This is a genomic window from Pseudomonas sp. AN3A02 (genome assembly GCF_011765255.1).
GTDB lineage: Bacteria > Pseudomonadota > Gammaproteobacteria > Pseudomonadales > Pseudomonadaceae > Aquipseudomonas.
This window is the reverse complement of sequence record NZ_JAARNI010000013.1, coordinates 1-13611: the sequence shown is the minus strand read 5'-3', so window position 1 is coordinate 13611 and position 13611 is coordinate 1. Positions and strand designations below refer to the sequence as shown.

At 61.0% G+C, this 13611-nt stretch carries 15 protein-coding genes; 12 read left to right on the top strand and 3 right to left on the bottom strand.

The features are described 5' to 3' along the window. Positions 1–68 precede the first annotated feature (68 nt). The 7 genes from HBJ59_RS28445 (at position 69) to HBJ59_RS28415 (ending at position 7687) form a co-directional block, all read left to right on the top strand. A complete protein-coding gene (locus HBJ59_RS28445) occupies positions 69–470 on the top strand; it encodes an ACT domain-containing protein (RefSeq protein WP_167665476.1) in 402 nt (133 codons plus the stop codon). A 5-nt stretch (positions 471–475) separates the two neighbouring features. Next, the gene (locus tag HBJ59_RS28440) at positions 476–1078 is read left to right on the top strand and encodes a LysE/ArgO family amino acid transporter (protein ID WP_076015866.1); all 603 of its coding nucleotides are present in this window, start codon (positions 476–478) and stop codon (positions 1076–1078) included. 187 nt (positions 1079–1265) lie between these two features. Continuing rightward, positions 1266–1862 carry a superoxide dismutase gene (locus HBJ59_RS28435; RefSeq protein ID WP_003212997.1) on the top strand — a complete coding sequence of 199 codons (597 nt, stop codon included), beginning with the start codon at positions 1266–1268 and terminating at the stop codon, positions 1860–1862. Between the two features lie 153 nt (positions 1863–2015). After that, on the top strand, positions 2016–2192 hold the full coding sequence (locus HBJ59_RS28430) for a hypothetical protein (RefSeq protein ID WP_167665475.1): 177 nt from the start codon (positions 2016–2018) through the stop codon (positions 2190–2192). Between the two features lie 219 nt (positions 2193–2411). Then, positions 2412–4469 carry a bifunctional diguanylate cyclase/phosphodiesterase gene (locus HBJ59_RS28425; RefSeq protein ID WP_076015867.1) on the top strand — a complete coding sequence of 686 codons (2058 nt, stop codon included), beginning with the start codon at positions 2412–2414 and terminating at the stop codon, positions 4467–4469. Between the two features lie 164 nt (positions 4470–4633). Further along, complete coding sequence (locus HBJ59_RS28420) at positions 4634–5971, top strand: imelysin family protein (RefSeq protein WP_167665473.1); 1338 nt, start codon at positions 4634–4636, stop codon at positions 5969–5971. A 261-nt stretch (positions 5972–6232) separates the two neighbouring features. Beyond that, positions 6233–7687, top strand: a complete 1455-nt coding sequence (locus HBJ59_RS28415; RefSeq protein ID WP_076015869.1) for a TrkH family potassium uptake protein — start codon at positions 6233–6235, stop codon at positions 7685–7687. On the opposite strand, the gene HBJ59_RS28410 is transcribed toward HBJ59_RS28415, so the two are convergent. Beyond that, positions 7644–8699, bottom strand: coding sequence for an AraC family transcriptional regulator (locus tag HBJ59_RS28410; RefSeq protein ID WP_167665471.1), 1056 nt, complete (start codon positions 8697–8699; stop codon positions 7644–7646). The genes HBJ59_RS28415 and HBJ59_RS28410 overlap by 44 nt on opposite strands. Before the next feature lie 161 nt (positions 8700–8860). Between HBJ59_RS28410 and HBJ59_RS28405 the strand changes: the two genes are divergently transcribed. Both HBJ59_RS28405 and HBJ59_RS28400 read left to right on the top strand, forming a co-directional pair. Beyond that, a complete protein-coding gene (locus tag HBJ59_RS28405; protein WP_167665469.1) occupies positions 8861–9172 on the top strand; it encodes a DUF962 domain-containing protein in 312 nt (103 codons plus the stop codon). Positions 9173–9204: 32 nt separating this feature from the next. Further along, a complete protein-coding gene (locus tag HBJ59_RS28400; protein ID WP_076015872.1) occupies positions 9205–9789 on the top strand; it encodes an HD domain-containing protein in 585 nt (194 codons plus the stop codon). On the opposite strand, the gene HBJ59_RS28395 is transcribed toward HBJ59_RS28400, so the two are convergent. Then, entirely contained in the window at positions 9786–11060 is a 1275-nt protein-coding gene (locus HBJ59_RS28395; protein ID WP_167665539.1) for an MFS transporter, read from the bottom strand. The two genes, HBJ59_RS28400 and HBJ59_RS28395, sit on opposite strands and share 4 nt — an antisense overlap. A 362-nt stretch (positions 11061–11422) precedes the next feature. Between HBJ59_RS28395 and HBJ59_RS31750 the strand changes: the two genes are divergently transcribed. From HBJ59_RS31750 to HBJ59_RS28385, 3 genes are all read left to right on the top strand, one after another. Then, entirely contained in the window at positions 11423–11551 is a 129-nt protein-coding gene (locus HBJ59_RS31750; RefSeq protein ID WP_256670918.1) for a hypothetical protein, read from the top strand. Between the two features lie 74 nt (positions 11552–11625). Further along, positions 11626–11799, top strand: a complete 174-nt coding sequence (locus HBJ59_RS28390; protein ID WP_010169883.1) for a hypothetical protein — start codon at positions 11626–11628, stop codon at positions 11797–11799. Positions 11800–11884: 85 nt separating this feature from the next. Next, on the top strand, positions 11885–13084 hold the full coding sequence (locus HBJ59_RS28385; RefSeq protein ID WP_167665468.1) for an MFS transporter: 1200 nt from the start codon (positions 11885–11887) through the stop codon (positions 13082–13084). Here the strand turns inward: HBJ59_RS28385 and arfB are convergent. Beyond that, positions 13081–13494, bottom strand: a complete 414-nt coding sequence (gene arfB, locus HBJ59_RS28380) for an alternative ribosome rescue aminoacyl-tRNA hydrolase ArfB (protein WP_088426440.1) — start codon at positions 13492–13494, stop codon at positions 13081–13083. The genes HBJ59_RS28385 and arfB overlap by 4 nt on opposite strands. Positions 13495–13611: the final 117 nt, after the last annotated feature.

Below are 13611 nucleotides of genomic sequence, written 5' to 3'. Positions count from 1 at the left end.
GTTTTTCTTATACAGCCTTGGACGGGAGAATAGCCAGCATCGCTTCTTCTTATTCAAGGACCTTCCACATGGCTGGCGAAACCGCCCTGGCAACCCTGCTGCGCAGCATGAGCCCACAGCTCAACGACGGCGACTACGTGTTCTGCACCCTGGCCGACAGCCGCATCCCCGAAGGTTGCGAAGTGATCGGCAGCTTCCGCGAGCAAGAAGGCCTGACGCTGATCGTCGAGCGCCAGCAGGCCGAACGCGCCGGACTGGCCTTCGAATACGTAGCGGCGTGGATCACCCTGAATGTGCATTCGGCCCTGGAAGCCGTCGGCCTGACCGCGGCGTTCGCCACCGCCTTGGGCAAAGCCGGGATCAGTTGCAACGTGATTGCCGGCTACTACCACGATCACTTGTTCGTTGGCCGCGCCGATGCTGAGCGCGCGATGAACGTGTTGCAGCAATTGGCGGCGGGCGCGGAGTAAATCGTATGTGGCAGAGCTATACGAACGGCCTGTTGGTGGCCTTTGGTTTGATCATGGCCATCGGCACCCAGAACGCCTTTGTCCTGGCGCAGAGCCTGCGGCGCGAACATCACCTGCCCGTGGCGGCGTTATGCGTGGTGTGCGATGCAATCCTGGTGGCCGCCGGCGTGTTCGGCCTGGCGACCGTGCTGGCGCATAACCCGATATTGCTGGCGGTTGCCCGTTGGGGCGGCGCGGCGTTCCTGTTGTGGTACGGCACCCTTGCCCTGCGCCGGGCCTGCTCGAAGCAAAGCCTGGGCCAGGGCGAGAACCTCAAGGTGCGCTCCCTGAAGGCGGTGATGCTCAGCGCCCTCGCGGTGACCTTGCTCAATCCCCACGTGTATCTGGACACCGTTCTGTTGATCGGCTCCCTCGGCGCCCAGCAGACCGAACCGGGCGCGTATGTGGCCGGTGCCGCAAGCGCTTCATTCCTGTGGTTCATGACCCTGGCCCTGGGCGCCGCGTGGCTGGCACCGTGGCTGGCGCGCCCTGCCACCTGGCGAATTCTGGACCTGTTGGTGGCCGCCATGATGTTCAGCGTGGCTTATCAATTAATCAGCGCCGCATAAACTTTTTTCAACAGAAGCCAAAACCCTCTGGAACCTCTATCCCACACAGTTGTTGCGTGGTTTTGCCGCACCCCCGGTGCTATGATCCAGCCCCTGCGCCGCAAAGAGTACAAACTCCCCGGCGCTTGTTTGGCCGCCCGTGATCGGCCTTGCGCTCACCGCAACTGACCTGATTAGGAGAATCATCATGGCTTTCGAATTGCCGCCGCTGCCCTACGCACACGATGCCCTGCAGCCGCACATTTCCAAGGAAACCTTGGAGTATCACCACGACAAGCACCACAACACCTATGTCGTGAACCTGAACAACCTGGTGCCTGGCACCGAGTTCGAAGGCAAGACCCTGGAAGAAATCGTCAAGTCTTCTTCGGGCGGCATCTTCAACAACGCCGCACAGGTCTGGAACCACACGTTCTACTGGAACTGCCTGGCGCCAAACGCCGGCGGTCAACCTACCGGCGCGCTGGCTGAAGCCATCAACGCAGCCTTCGGTTCGTTCGACAAGTTCAAAGAAGAATTCACCAAGACTTCCGTCGGCACCTTCGGTTCCGGTTGGGGCTGGCTGGTGAAAAAGGCTGACGGTTCCCTGGCCCTGGCCAGCACCATCGGCGCCGGCAACCCGCTGACCAGCGGCGACACCCCGCTGCTGACCTGCGACGTCTGGGAACACGCTTACTACATCGACTACCGCAACGTACGTCCAAAGTATGTGGAAGCGTTCTGGAACCTGGTCAACTGGAAGTTCGTGGCTGAGCAGTTCGAAGGCAAAACCTTCACTGCTTAAGTACTACTTGCAGTAGAAAGAGCCCGGCGATTGCCGGGCTTTTTTGTGGGGGTTACAAAAGCGTAATGCAGGACGCGTGGAACTCAAGGCGATGAACTGGCCACCCAACAAGTGAGAGAAATAACTCTCTCATTTCAGTTAGGAGAGTCCGCAATGGATCCTTTATCGATGGGAATGTCAGCCGCTTCAACAGCCATGCCACTGGCAGAAAAAGGCATGGACCTGCTGAGCAAGCTCATGGATTCAAAAAGTCAGGGAGCTGGTGAGGAGCCGGGCAAAATCGGCGAAGATGCCCACCAGAAATCCTCCGCGCAGATTACTTTCGGCTAACAAAACCCTCGGCAACCTCTCGCGAGCTATAAAAAAGGCATTCGCCTACGCTCCCCGCGCAGTACCAGAGGACGGCGGACTGGGTCCGCCCTCCTCCTTCCCGACCTTCACTTGTTAATATTCAGGCTCTGCGGGCCCAATGTTCCTTTGACTGCCCTCACCGGATTGCCAATACTCATGGCATATTGAGGCTACCCGCATGAAACAAGGAATACCCCTTTGAAGCTGGAACTCAAAAACAGCTTGTCGGTGAAGTTGCTACGGGTGGTGCTGCTTTCGGCATTGGCGGTGGGCGTGGTACTAAGCGCGGCGCAGATCGTCTTTGACGCCTACAAGACGCGTCAGGCCGTGGCTGGCGATGCCCAGCGTATCCTCGACATGTTTCGCGACCCGTCCACCCAGGCCGTCTACAGCCTGGATCGGGAAATGGGCATGCAGGTCATCGAAGGTCTGTTCCAGGACGATGCCGTGCGCATGGCCTCCATCGGCCACCCCAACGAAACCATGCTCGCGGAAAAAACCCGCGACCTGCAACAATCCCCGACCCGCTGGCTGACCGACCTGATCCTGGGCCAGGAACGCACCTTCACCACACCGCTGGTGGGGCGCGGGCCTTATAGCGAGTACTACGGCGACCTGAGCATCACCCTCGACACCGCCACCTATGGCAAAGGGTTTCTCGTCAGCTCGGTGATCATTTTCATCTCCGGCGTACTGCGGGCCCTGGCCATGGGCCTGGTGTTGTACCTGGTCTATCACTGGCTGTTGACCAAGCCGCTGTCGCGCATCATCGAGCACCTGAGTTCGATCAACCCCGACCGCCCCAGCGAGCACAAGATCCCGCAGCTCAGGGGCCACGAGAAAAACGAACTGGGTCTTTGGATCAACACCGCCAACCAGTTGCTCGAATCCATCGAGCGCAACACGCACTTGCGCCATGAGGCGGAAAACAGCCTGCTGCGCATGGCTCAGTACGACTTTCTCACTGGCCTGCCGAACCGCCAGAAGCTGCAGGAGCAGTTGGACAAGATCCTGATCGACGCCGGCCGACGCCAACGTAGCGTCGCAGTGCTGTGCGTGGGGCTGGATGACTTCAAAAGCGTCAACGAGCAGTTCACCTACCAGGCCGGCGACCAATTGCTGCTGGCTCTGGCCGACCGTCTGCGGGCCCACAGCGGCCGCCTCGGCGCCCTCGCCCGCCTGGGTGGCGACCAATTCGCCCTGGTGCAGGCCGATATCGAGCAACCCTACGAAGCCGCCGAGCTGGCACAAAGCATTCTTGATGACCTGGAGGCGGAATTCGCCCTCGACGATGGGCACGAGCAGATCCGCCTGCGCGCCACCATCGGCATCACCCTGTTCCCGGAAGACGGTGACAGTACCGAGAAGCTGCTGCAAAAAGCCGAACAGACCATGACCCTGGCCAAGAGCCGTTCTCGCAACCGGTACCAGTTCTATATCGCCAGCGTCGACAGCGAAATGCGCCGCCGCCGCGAGCTGGAAAAGGATTTGCGCGACGCCCTGAGCCGCGAGCAGTTCCACTTGGTGTACCAGCCACAGATCAGCTATCTCGACCATCGCGTGGTGGGTGTCGAAGCCTTGATTCGCTGGCAGCACCCGGAACACGGTCTGGTGCCGCCCGACCTGTTTATCCCCCTGGCGGAACAGAACGGCACCATCATTGCCATCGGCGAATGGGTGCTGGACCAGGCCTGCCGGCAACTTCGGGAGTGGCACGACCTGGGCTTCACCGAACTGCGCATGGCGGTCAACCTGTCGACCGTACAGTTGCACCACGCCGAGTTGCCACGGGTGGTCAACAACCTGCTGCAAATCTACCGCCTGCCGCCCCGCAGCCTGGAGCTGGAAGTCACCGAGACCGGCCTGATGGAAGACATCAGCACCGCCGCCCAGCACCTGCTGAGCCTGCGCCGCTCCGGGGCGCTGATTGCGATTGATGACTTCGGCACGGGCTATTCGTCCCTGAGCTATCTGAAAAGCCTGCCGCTGGACAAGATCAAGATCGACAAGAGCTTCGTCCAGGACCTGCTGGATGACGACGACGACGCGACCATCGTGCGGGCGATCATCCAGCTCGGCAAAAGCCTCGGCATGCAGGTGATCGCCGAAGGTGTGGAGACCGCCGAACAGGAGGCGTACATCATCTCCGAGGGTTGCCACGAAGGTCAGGGTTACTACTACAGCAAACCGCTGCCGGCACGGGAGTTGGTGGCCTACTTGAAACAAGCCCAACGCAATAACGCCGCCATTCTCTGAAACAATGCTGGCCACCGCGAACACCCGCGCCGGCGGCCGGCACACCGATACAAAATATTTCCTGCTTATATCCCTTTACACAAAATGCAAATCTTTCGCATTATGTCGCAGTTTTGCGCGTCCCCCCCGCGTGACCCACCCTCAACCGAAGCAGGATGTTCGCCATGATTCGTATGCCCCTGGCCACCGCCAGCCTTCTCGCCATTGCCATTTCTCTTGCCGGTTGCGGTGAAGGCAAAGACAAGGCCGCCGCGCCTCAAGCCCCGGCCGCCGCCAGCACTCCAGCCCCCGCGGCTGCACCGGCAGGCCAGGTCGACGAGGCCGCTGCCAAGGCCGTGGTCGCGCATTACGCTGACATGGTCTTCGCCGTATACAGCGATGCCGAGTCCACCGCGAAAACCCTGCAAACCGCGATCGACACCTTCCTCGCCAACCCGAACGACGACACCCTGAAAGCGGCCCGTACCGCCTGGATCGCCGCTCGCGTGCCGTATCTGCAGAGTGAAGTGTTCCGCTTCGGCAACATCATCATTGACGACTGGGAAGGCCAAGTGAACGCCTGGCCCCTGGACGAAGGCCTGATCGATTACGTCGACAAGACCTACGAACACGCCCTGGGCAACCCTGGCGCAACGGCCAACATCATCGCCAACAACGAAATCCAGGTCGGCGAAGACAAGGTCGATGTGAAAGACATCACCCCGGAAAAACTCGCCAGCCTGAACGAGCTGGGCGGTTCCGAGGCCAACGTGGCCACCGGTTACCACGCGATTGAATTCCTGCTCTGGGGCCAGGACCTGAACGGCACCGGCCCGGGCGCCGGCAACCGTCCAGCATCGGACTACATGACCGGTGATGGTGCTACTGGCGGCCACAACGAGCGTCGCCGCACCTACCTGCGCGCCGTGACTCAACTGTTGGTCAGCGACCTGGAAGAAATGGTCGGCAACTGGAAACCCAACGTCGAAGACAACTACCGCGCCACCCTGGAGGCCGAGGCGCCGACCGATGGCCTGCGCAAAATGCTGTTCGGCATGGGTAGCCTGTCCCTGGGCGAACTGGCCGGTGAGCGCATGAAGGTTTCCCTGGAAGCCAACTCGCCGGAAGACGAACAGGATTGCTTCAGCGACAACACCCACAACTCGCACTTCTATGACGCCAAGGGTATTCGTAACGTTTACCTGGGTGAGTACACCCGCACCGACGGTACCAAGATGACCGGCGCCAGCCTGTCGTCCTTGGTGGCCAAGGCTGACCCAACTGCCGACGCAACGCTGAAAGCCGACCTGGCGTCGACCGAAGCGAAGATCCAGGTGATGGTCGACCACGCCAACAACGGCGAGCATTACGACCAGTTGATCGCTGCCGGTAACGATAAAGGCAACCAGATCGTGCGTGATGCGATCGCAGCCTTGGTCAAGCAGACCGGTTCGATCGAACAGGCCGCTGGCAAGCTGGGCATCAGTGACTTGAACCCGGATAACGCTGATCACGATTTCTGATCAGTGCCGCGTTGAATGAGGCGACCTTCGGGTCGCCTTTTTTGTGCCTGCCCTTCAAGGTCCATTAACCACCGAAAAACCCCTGTGGGAGCGGGCTTGCTCGCGAAAGCGGTGGGTCGGCCAATGCATCCGTTGACTGGAACACCGCCTTCGCGAGCAAGCCCGCTCCCACATTTGCCCGGCGTCGCCTTCCAGCCCCCGGTTTACTTGCCCTGCACCGCAGGTAGAATGGCGCCTTTCCTGTCACACCGAGCGGACCTCATGGCGTTGCCGACCTTACGGATAATCGGTTTCATTATCGGCATCTTCCTGATCACCCTGGCGATCGCCATGGTCATCCCCATGGCGACCCTGGTGTTTTTCGAACGCACCAGCGACCTGCCATCGTTCCTCTGGGCCAGCATGATCACCTTCATTGCCGGCCTGGCGCTGGTCATCCCCGGCCGCCCGGAACACGTGCACCTGCGCCCGCGGGACATGTACCTGCTGACCGTCTCCAGCTGGCTAGTAGTGTGCATCTTCGCCGCACTGCCGTTCCTGCTGACCCAGCACATCAGCTACACCGACTCGTTCTTCGAAAGCATGTCCGGCATCACCGCCACCGGCTCCACGGTGCTCAGCGGCCTGGACACCATGTCCCCGGGCATCCTCATCTGGCGCTCGCTGCTGCACTGGCTCGGCGGCATCGGCTTTATCGGCATGGCGGTGGCGATCCTGCCGCTGCTGCGCATCGGTGGCATGCGCCTGTTCCAGACCGAGTCCTCCGACCGCTCGGAAAAGGTCATGCCCCGCTCGCACATGGTGGCGCGCCTGATCGTGGCGGCGTACGTGGGCATCACCATCCTCGGCAGCCTGGCGTTCTGGTGGGCGGGCATGGGCCTGTTCGATGCGATCAACCATGCGATGTCGGCGATTTCCACCGGCGGTTTCTCCACCTCCGATGAATCCCTGGCTCACTGGAAACAACCAGCCGTGCACTGGGTGGCGGTAGTAGTGATGATTCTCGGCAGCCTGCCGTTCACCCTGTATGTGGCCACGATGCGCGGCAACCGCCGGGCGCTGATCAAGGACCAGCAGGTGCAGGGCATGCTCGGTTTGCTGGTGGTGACCTGGCTGGTGCTCGGCACCTGGTATTGGTGGACCACCAATCTGCATTGGCTGGAGGCGCTGCGCCACGTAGCGGTGAACGTCACGTCGGTCGTGACCACCACCGGTTTTGCGCTGGGGGACTACAGCATCTGGGGCAATTTCTCGCTGATGCTGTTCTTTTACCTGGGCTTTGTGGGCGGTTGCTCCGGTTCCACGGCTGGCGGGATCAAGATTTTCCGTTTCCAGGTCGCCTATATCCTGCTCAAGGCCAACTTGAACCAGCTGATTCACCCACGGGCGGTGATCAAGCAGAAGTACAACGGCCATCGCCTCGATGAAGAAATCGTGCGCTCGATCCTGACCTTCTCGTTTTTCTTCGCCATCACCATCTGCGCCATCGCCCTGGCCCTGTCACTGCTGGGCCTGGACTGGATGACCGCGTTGACCGGCGCCGCCAGCACGGTGTCCGGCGTGGGCCCGGGCCTGGGGGAAACCATCGGCCCGGCCGGGAATTTCTCCACCCTGCCGGACGCCGCCAAGTGGATCCTGTCCCTCGGCATGCTGCTGGGCCGGCTGGAGATCATTACGGTGTTTGTGCTGTGCATTCCGGCGTTTTGGCGTCACTGACCGGAGTTTCCTGCAACCGCGCCCGGTACTCGCCGGGCGTGGCATCGAACCAGCGGCGGAACGCGCGAAAGAAGTTGCTCGGGTCGGCAAACCCCAACAGGTAGGCAATTTCCAGCAGGGTCATGCTCGGCTGTGCCAGGTATTGCTCGGCCAGTTCGCGGCGGGTGTCGTCGAGCAAGGTCTGGAAACTGGTGCCCTCCTCCTGCAAGCGGCGCTGCAAGGTGCGCTGGGACAGGTGCAAGGTCTGCGCAACCACCTCGCGCTTGGGCTCGCCTTGCGGCAGCAATCGGCACAATACCTGCCGCGCCTTGTGGGTCACCCGGCTCTCGGAAAACCGCGCCAGATACTCCCCGGCAAAACGATCATGCAACAACGCCATCGCCTCGTTCGCCGTGGGCAACGGCGCCTCCATATCCGCCCGCTCGAAGATCAGCGCGTCATACGGCGCGTTGAACACCAGCGGTGCATGGAAGGCCTGCTTGTAGGGCGCCAGGTCCGCCGGTTGATCGCCCTGCACCAGCACTTTGCGCGGTTGCAGGGTACGTCCGGTGAGCCAGCCGCATAACGCCAGGGCACTCGCCAAGGACGCTTCGGCGCTTTGCCGGGTGGGCGGCAGGTGATCGCCGTGCACGGTAAGAATCAGCGCATAACCTTCGGGTAACAGTCGAAAACTCAGGTCGGCACTTTCAGCGATGATTCGCTGATAACGCACCAGCCGCATGAAACCTTCGGCCAGGGTATTACTGGACATCAAGGCGTAGCCGGCCACATGAAACGACGCCGGACGCACCACCTTGCCCATGTTCAAGCCGATCGCCGGGTTGCCCGACAGCTCGACCGCGCGCTGCCAAAGGCGCGTCATGGAGTCCTGGGGGAAGCGTGCATCCGGGTCATTCAGCGCGGCGTAATCCAGGCCAAGCTGCTTGAACAAGGCACGGCAATCCAGGCCGTCCATCTCCAGCGCCTTGACTATCCCCATCGCCCAGCTTGCAGAAGTCGTTCGTTCGCTCATGGCGTTTTCTTAACAAGGAAGGCTGAAACGACAGCCAGGAATCTGAAGGATACTAAAGTGGCATCTATTGTCACTGGCTGTTACCACTGATGACTCTAGACTCAAATATGCTCCCCGCCGAACATCTGTCGGGCAGAACAATAACCAGAGGGCCGAACACTGTGGAAAATGTCAGACAATTCAACAGCTTCGCCGATTTCTACCCGTATTACCTGAGCGAACACAGCAACAGCACCTGCCGTCGCCTGCACTTTATCGGCACCAGTCTCGTGATCTTCATTCTTGCGTTCGCGATCGGCAAAGGCGCCTGGTGGCTGCTGCTGGCGGTGCCGGTGGCAGGCTACAGCTTTGCCTGGATCGGCCACTTCTTCTATGAAAAGAATCGCCCGGCAACCTTCCAGCATCCGCTTTACAGCCTGTTGGGGGATTTTGTGATGTACCGCGACATGATTCTGGGCAAAGTGCCGTTCTAGCCTGCCCTTCAAAAACAATAAGAGCGCCTTTGATGAACCAGCAGGCCCGCTTTACCCATATGCAGGACGGCACCCAGGAAGACTGGGCGATCATCGCCAAGGATTTCAGCGCCTATGCCCGGCAACTACCAACCCGGATCGTGGCGCATCTGCGACTGCTGGAGGGCGACTTCGGCGGCTTCCCGGTGGACCGCCTGACCCACTCGCTGCAAACCGCCAGCCGCGCCTGGCACGACGGGCGAGATGAAGAGTACGTGGTGTGCGCCCTGCTCCACGACATCGGCGACACCCTGGGTTCCTACAACCACCCGGACATCGCCGCCGCGATCCTCAAGCCATTTGTGAGCCCCGAAAATCTGTGGATGGTGGAGAAGCACGGGATTTTCCAGGGCTACTACTTCTTCCATCACCTGGGGATGGACCGCCACCTGCGTGAGCAATTTGGCGACCATCCGCAGTACCGGCAAACCATCGAGTTCTGCGCGCAATACGACGCGGCAGCGTTCGATCCGTCCTACGACACCCTACCGTTGAGCTTCTTCGAACCGATGCTGGCGCGGGTGTTTGCCCAGCCGAAGAACTCGCTCTACAAGGCGGCGATGGAGCGCCAGGGTTAAACCGGCAACAAGGTGCCGCCGTGACCGGTTTGAGTGGCCGGCTCCGGGTCTTTAACAATCTCCCGGGCGACCGTCAGGATCACGATGGCCGCGATGATGTCGAAAATCGCCAGCACCACAAACAGCGGGCTGTAGCCGACCTTGGTCACCAGCACACCGAACACCGCGGTAAACGCCGCGGCACCAATAAAGCCGCACATCTGCCCGCCACCGGTCGCGGTGGCCACGTCGTTCTTGCCGAATGAGTCCGAGGCGATGGAAAACAGCGCGCCCGACAAGGTCTGGTGCGCGAAACCGCCCACGCACAGCAGGGCAATCGCGGTGTAGGCACTGTCCACCAGGCCGATACACGCCGGGCCGATCATGCACAGGCAGCCGAGCAACATCACCAGCTTGCGCGAGGTGAACAGCGAGACCTTGAAGTAGCGGTGAAACAGCGGGCTCAGGTAGCCACCCAGCACGCAGCCGATGTCGGCGGCGAGGAATGGCAGCCAGGCAAACAGCGCCATTTCCTTGATGTTCATGTGCCGCTCGGTCATCAGGTACAACGGAATCCAGGCGTTGAAGGTCTGCCAGGCCGGCTCCGAGAGCATGCGCGCCGAGGCGATGGCGAAAAAGTTGCGGCTTTTGAGGATGCGCTTCCAGCTGGCTTTCTTCTGCACGCCTTCCTTGAGGTGGGTTTCCTGGCCGGCTTCGATGTACTCACGTTCGGCCTGAGCCAGCAGGCGCTGGTCACGCGGGTGCTTGTACAGCAGCAGCCACAGCCCGCTCCACACCAGGCCGATGCCACCGACGATCAGGAACGCCAACTGCCAGCCGCTGTGCAGAATCGCCCAGACCACCAATGGCGGCGCCAGCAACGCGCCAAACGACGAACCAAAGTTGAACCAGCCGATGGCGACGGAGCGCTCCTTGGCCGGGAACCACTCGGTAATCGCCTTGACGCCGCCGGGGAAGCCCGCCGATTCCGTCAGTCCCAGCGCGCCACGGGCCACGGCCAGGCTCTGCCAGCCAGTGGCGAACGCCGCCAGCGCGCACACTACCGACCAGGAAATGGCGAAGATCGCGAAGCCCATCTTGGTGCCAATTGCATCAATCACATAACCGGCGATCGGCTGCATCAGGGCATAGCACACCTGCCAGGCAACAACGATATGGGAGTACTGCTCAGTGGAGATGCTCAGGTCGGTCATCAGCGTGGGGGCTGCGACGGACAGCGTGTTGCGGGCCAGGTAGTTAATAATCAGGCCGACCGTCATCAGCCCGACCATCCACCAACGGATGCCTTTGATTTTCATCGCTTCACCTTAATTATTTTTAGATTTGAGGCTTACGTTCTGCGACCGAGCGCGCCCATATTACGGGCGCTATAAAACTGTAACGTCATATGTCGTCATACAACTGTTAGCGTTATATTCAGTCCGCAACACGATGTCAATCCGTTAAGGGTGATGTTGTACGATGACAATCGATCCGCCTGTGGCGCCACGTCACTTGCGCGGCGGGATGAAGAGGTGTTCATTTTTCGAGATAAAATCTTTCTGTCATTTACAGTGCTGTATCCTGCACAAGCTTTTTGAACGCGCGGAATCACCTGCGATTGATAAAACAGATCTTGCGAGGAGCGACGACGATGCACGAAATCCCTAATCTCCCCTTCCCAAGCCTGCACGAAACTGAGCAGCCAACCCCGCAACAGGCCGGCGCCACCAAGCCCGAGCCCAAAGAGGCAAAACCGGTCGACCGCAAGCGCGAAGACTGAGAGCCGTACCCAGACCGTGTGGAAAGCGTGACATTGCGCGCTTTCCACACCGCCTGAACACCGTGAGCCCCGCCATGACCGACACCACCCCCGATACCGCCCTGCTCGACACTGCCCTGCAGATGGTCGACGTATGGAACCGCCTCACCCCGGAAAAACAGGCACTCCTGCTCAAGCGCTTCGGCACCCAGGAAAACGCCCTCGCCGCCTTGGTGACCACGCAACTGCTCAACCCCGCCGATCGCTAAAAGTTTGGTTTCCCGCCCCCGCGCGCGCCCAGCATCGGTATCATAAGCAGCCTATCTTTTCCTGCTGCGACAGTGGACCTCTCCCATGCCAGATACCCAGCGCCCCATGGCGGTCACGCTGCAAGTCGTTTCCATCGTTCTGTTCACCTTCATTGGCTACCTGAATATCGGCATTCCCCTGGCCGTGTTGCCGGGCTACGTGCACAGCGACCTGGGCTTTGGCGCCGTGATCGCGGGCCTGGTGATCAGCGTGCAATACCTGGCCACCCTGCTGAGCCGGCCCTATGCCGGACGCATCATCGATAACCGCGGCAGCAAGCGCGCCGTCATGTACGGCCTGGCAGGTTGCGGGTTGAGCGGCGTGTTCATGTTGCTCTCGGCGTGGTTTTCGCACCTTCCGGCATTGAGCCTCACCAGTCTGTTGATCGGCCGCCTGGTACTGGGCAGCGCTGAAAGCCTGGTGGGCTCGGGCTCCATTGGCTGGGGCATCGGCCGGGTGGGCGCGGCGAATACCGCCAAGGTCATCTCCTGGAACGGCATCGCCAGCTACGGCGCCCTGGCCATCGGCGCGCCGCTGGGGGTGTTGCTGGTCAGTCATTTCGGGCTGTGGAGCATGGGCGTCAGCATCATCCTGCTGGCGGTGTTGGGGCTGCTGCTGGCCTGGCCGAAAGTCGCCGCGCCGATCGTGGTGGGCGAGCGTCTGCCGTTCATGCATGTGCTCGGGCGCGTGCTGCCCCACGGTTGCGGGCTGGCGCTGGGCTCGATCGGCTTTGGCACCATTGCGACCTTCATCACCCTGTATTACGCGACCCAGCACTGGGATAACGCGGTGCTGTGCCTGAGCCTGTTCGGTGCCAGCTTTATCGGGGCGCGGTTGTTGTTCGGGAATTTGATCAACCGCATTGGCGGGTTTCGCGTGGCGATTGCCTGCCTGTCGGTGGAGACCCTGGGCCTGCTGCTGCTGTGGCTGGCGCCGGATCCCCATTTGGCACTGGCGGGCGCGGCGTTGAGCGGGTTTGGATTTTCCCTGGTGTTTCCGGCCTTGGGTGTGGAGGCGGTCAACCTGGTGCCCGCCTCAAGCCGGGGCGCGGCGGTGGGGGCGTATTCGCTGTTTATCGATTTGTCGCTGGGGATCACCGGGCCGTTGGCCGGGGCGATTGCGGCGGGGTTCGGGTTTGCCTCGATTTTCCTGTTTGCGGCGATCGCGGCGTTTGGCGGGTTGCTGTTGAGTCTGTATTTGTATCGGCAGGCGCCTAAGTACCGCGAGGAGCGGGACGCGGCTTAGAAATCAACCTTGCCGCGGCCGGCCTTGATACTGCCGCGTTTGGTTTTGGATTCGAGGCGGCGCTTTTTTGAGCCCAGAGTGGGTTTGGTGGGGCGGCGTTTCTTTTCGACCTTGGTGGCGCTGAGGATCAGCTCGACCAGGCGCTCGAGGGCGTCGGCGCGGTTTTGTTCCTGGGTACGGTATTGCTGGGCCTTGAGGATCAGCACGCCTTCGCTGGTGATGCGGCTGTCGCGCAGGGCGAGCAGGCGTTCCTTGTAGAAGTCAGGCAGGGACGAGGCCGGGATGTCGAAACGCAGGTGCACGGCGCTGGAGACTTTGTTGACGTTTTGACCGCCGGCGCCTTGGGCGCGGATGGCTGTCAGCTCGATCTCGGCGTCGGGGAGGTGCACGTTGTTGGAAATCACCAGCATTTTTTGATCGGGCCTTGGGGGTGGTGGGTAAGGATACGCCAATGTGGTGGGCTGCTGGGCCTGGGGGCATATCCGTTATTTTTGTAATGGCGACTATGGGTTCCGCTCTTACAGCGG

Coding starts and splice junctions, on each gene's coding strand:
- HBJ59_RS28445 (WP_167665476.1), top strand. CDS start 69: ATGGCTGGCGAAACCGCCCTGGCAACCCTGCTGCGCAGCATGAGCCCA.
- HBJ59_RS28440 (WP_076015866.1), top strand. CDS start 476: ATGTGGCAGAGCTATACGAACGGCCTGTTGGTGGCCTTTGGTTTGATC.
- HBJ59_RS28435 (WP_003212997.1), top strand. CDS start 1,266: ATGGCTTTCGAATTGCCGCCGCTGCCCTACGCACACGATGCCCTGCAG.
- HBJ59_RS28430 (WP_167665475.1), top strand. CDS start 2,016: ATGGATCCTTTATCGATGGGAATGTCAGCCGCTTCAACAGCCATGCCA.
- HBJ59_RS28420 (WP_167665473.1), top strand. CDS start 4,634: ATGATTCGTATGCCCCTGGCCACCGCCAGCCTTCTCGCCATTGCCATT.
- HBJ59_RS28415 (WP_076015869.1), top strand. CDS start 6,233: ATGGCGTTGCCGACCTTACGGATAATCGGTTTCATTATCGGCATCTTC.
- HBJ59_RS28410 (WP_167665471.1), bottom strand. CDS start 8,699: ATGAGCGAACGAACGACTTCTGCAAGCTGGGCGATGGGGATAGTCAAG.
- HBJ59_RS28400 (WP_076015872.1), top strand. CDS start 9,205: ATGAACCAGCAGGCCCGCTTTACCCATATGCAGGACGGCACCCAGGAA.
- HBJ59_RS28395 (WP_167665539.1), bottom strand. CDS start 11,060: ATGGTCGGGCTGATGACGGTCGGCCTGATTATTAACTACCTGGCCCGC.
- HBJ59_RS31750 (WP_256670918.1), top strand. CDS start 11,423: ATGCACGAAATCCCTAATCTCCCCTTCCCAAGCCTGCACGAAACTGAG.
- HBJ59_RS28390 (WP_010169883.1), top strand. CDS start 11,626: ATGACCGACACCACCCCCGATACCGCCCTGCTCGACACTGCCCTGCAG.
- HBJ59_RS28385 (WP_167665468.1), top strand. CDS start 11,885: ATGCCAGATACCCAGCGCCCCATGGCGGTCACGCTGCAAGTCGTTTCC.
- arfB (WP_088426440.1), bottom strand. CDS start 13,494: ATGCTGGTGATTTCCAACAACGTGCACCTCCCCGACGCCGAGATCGAG.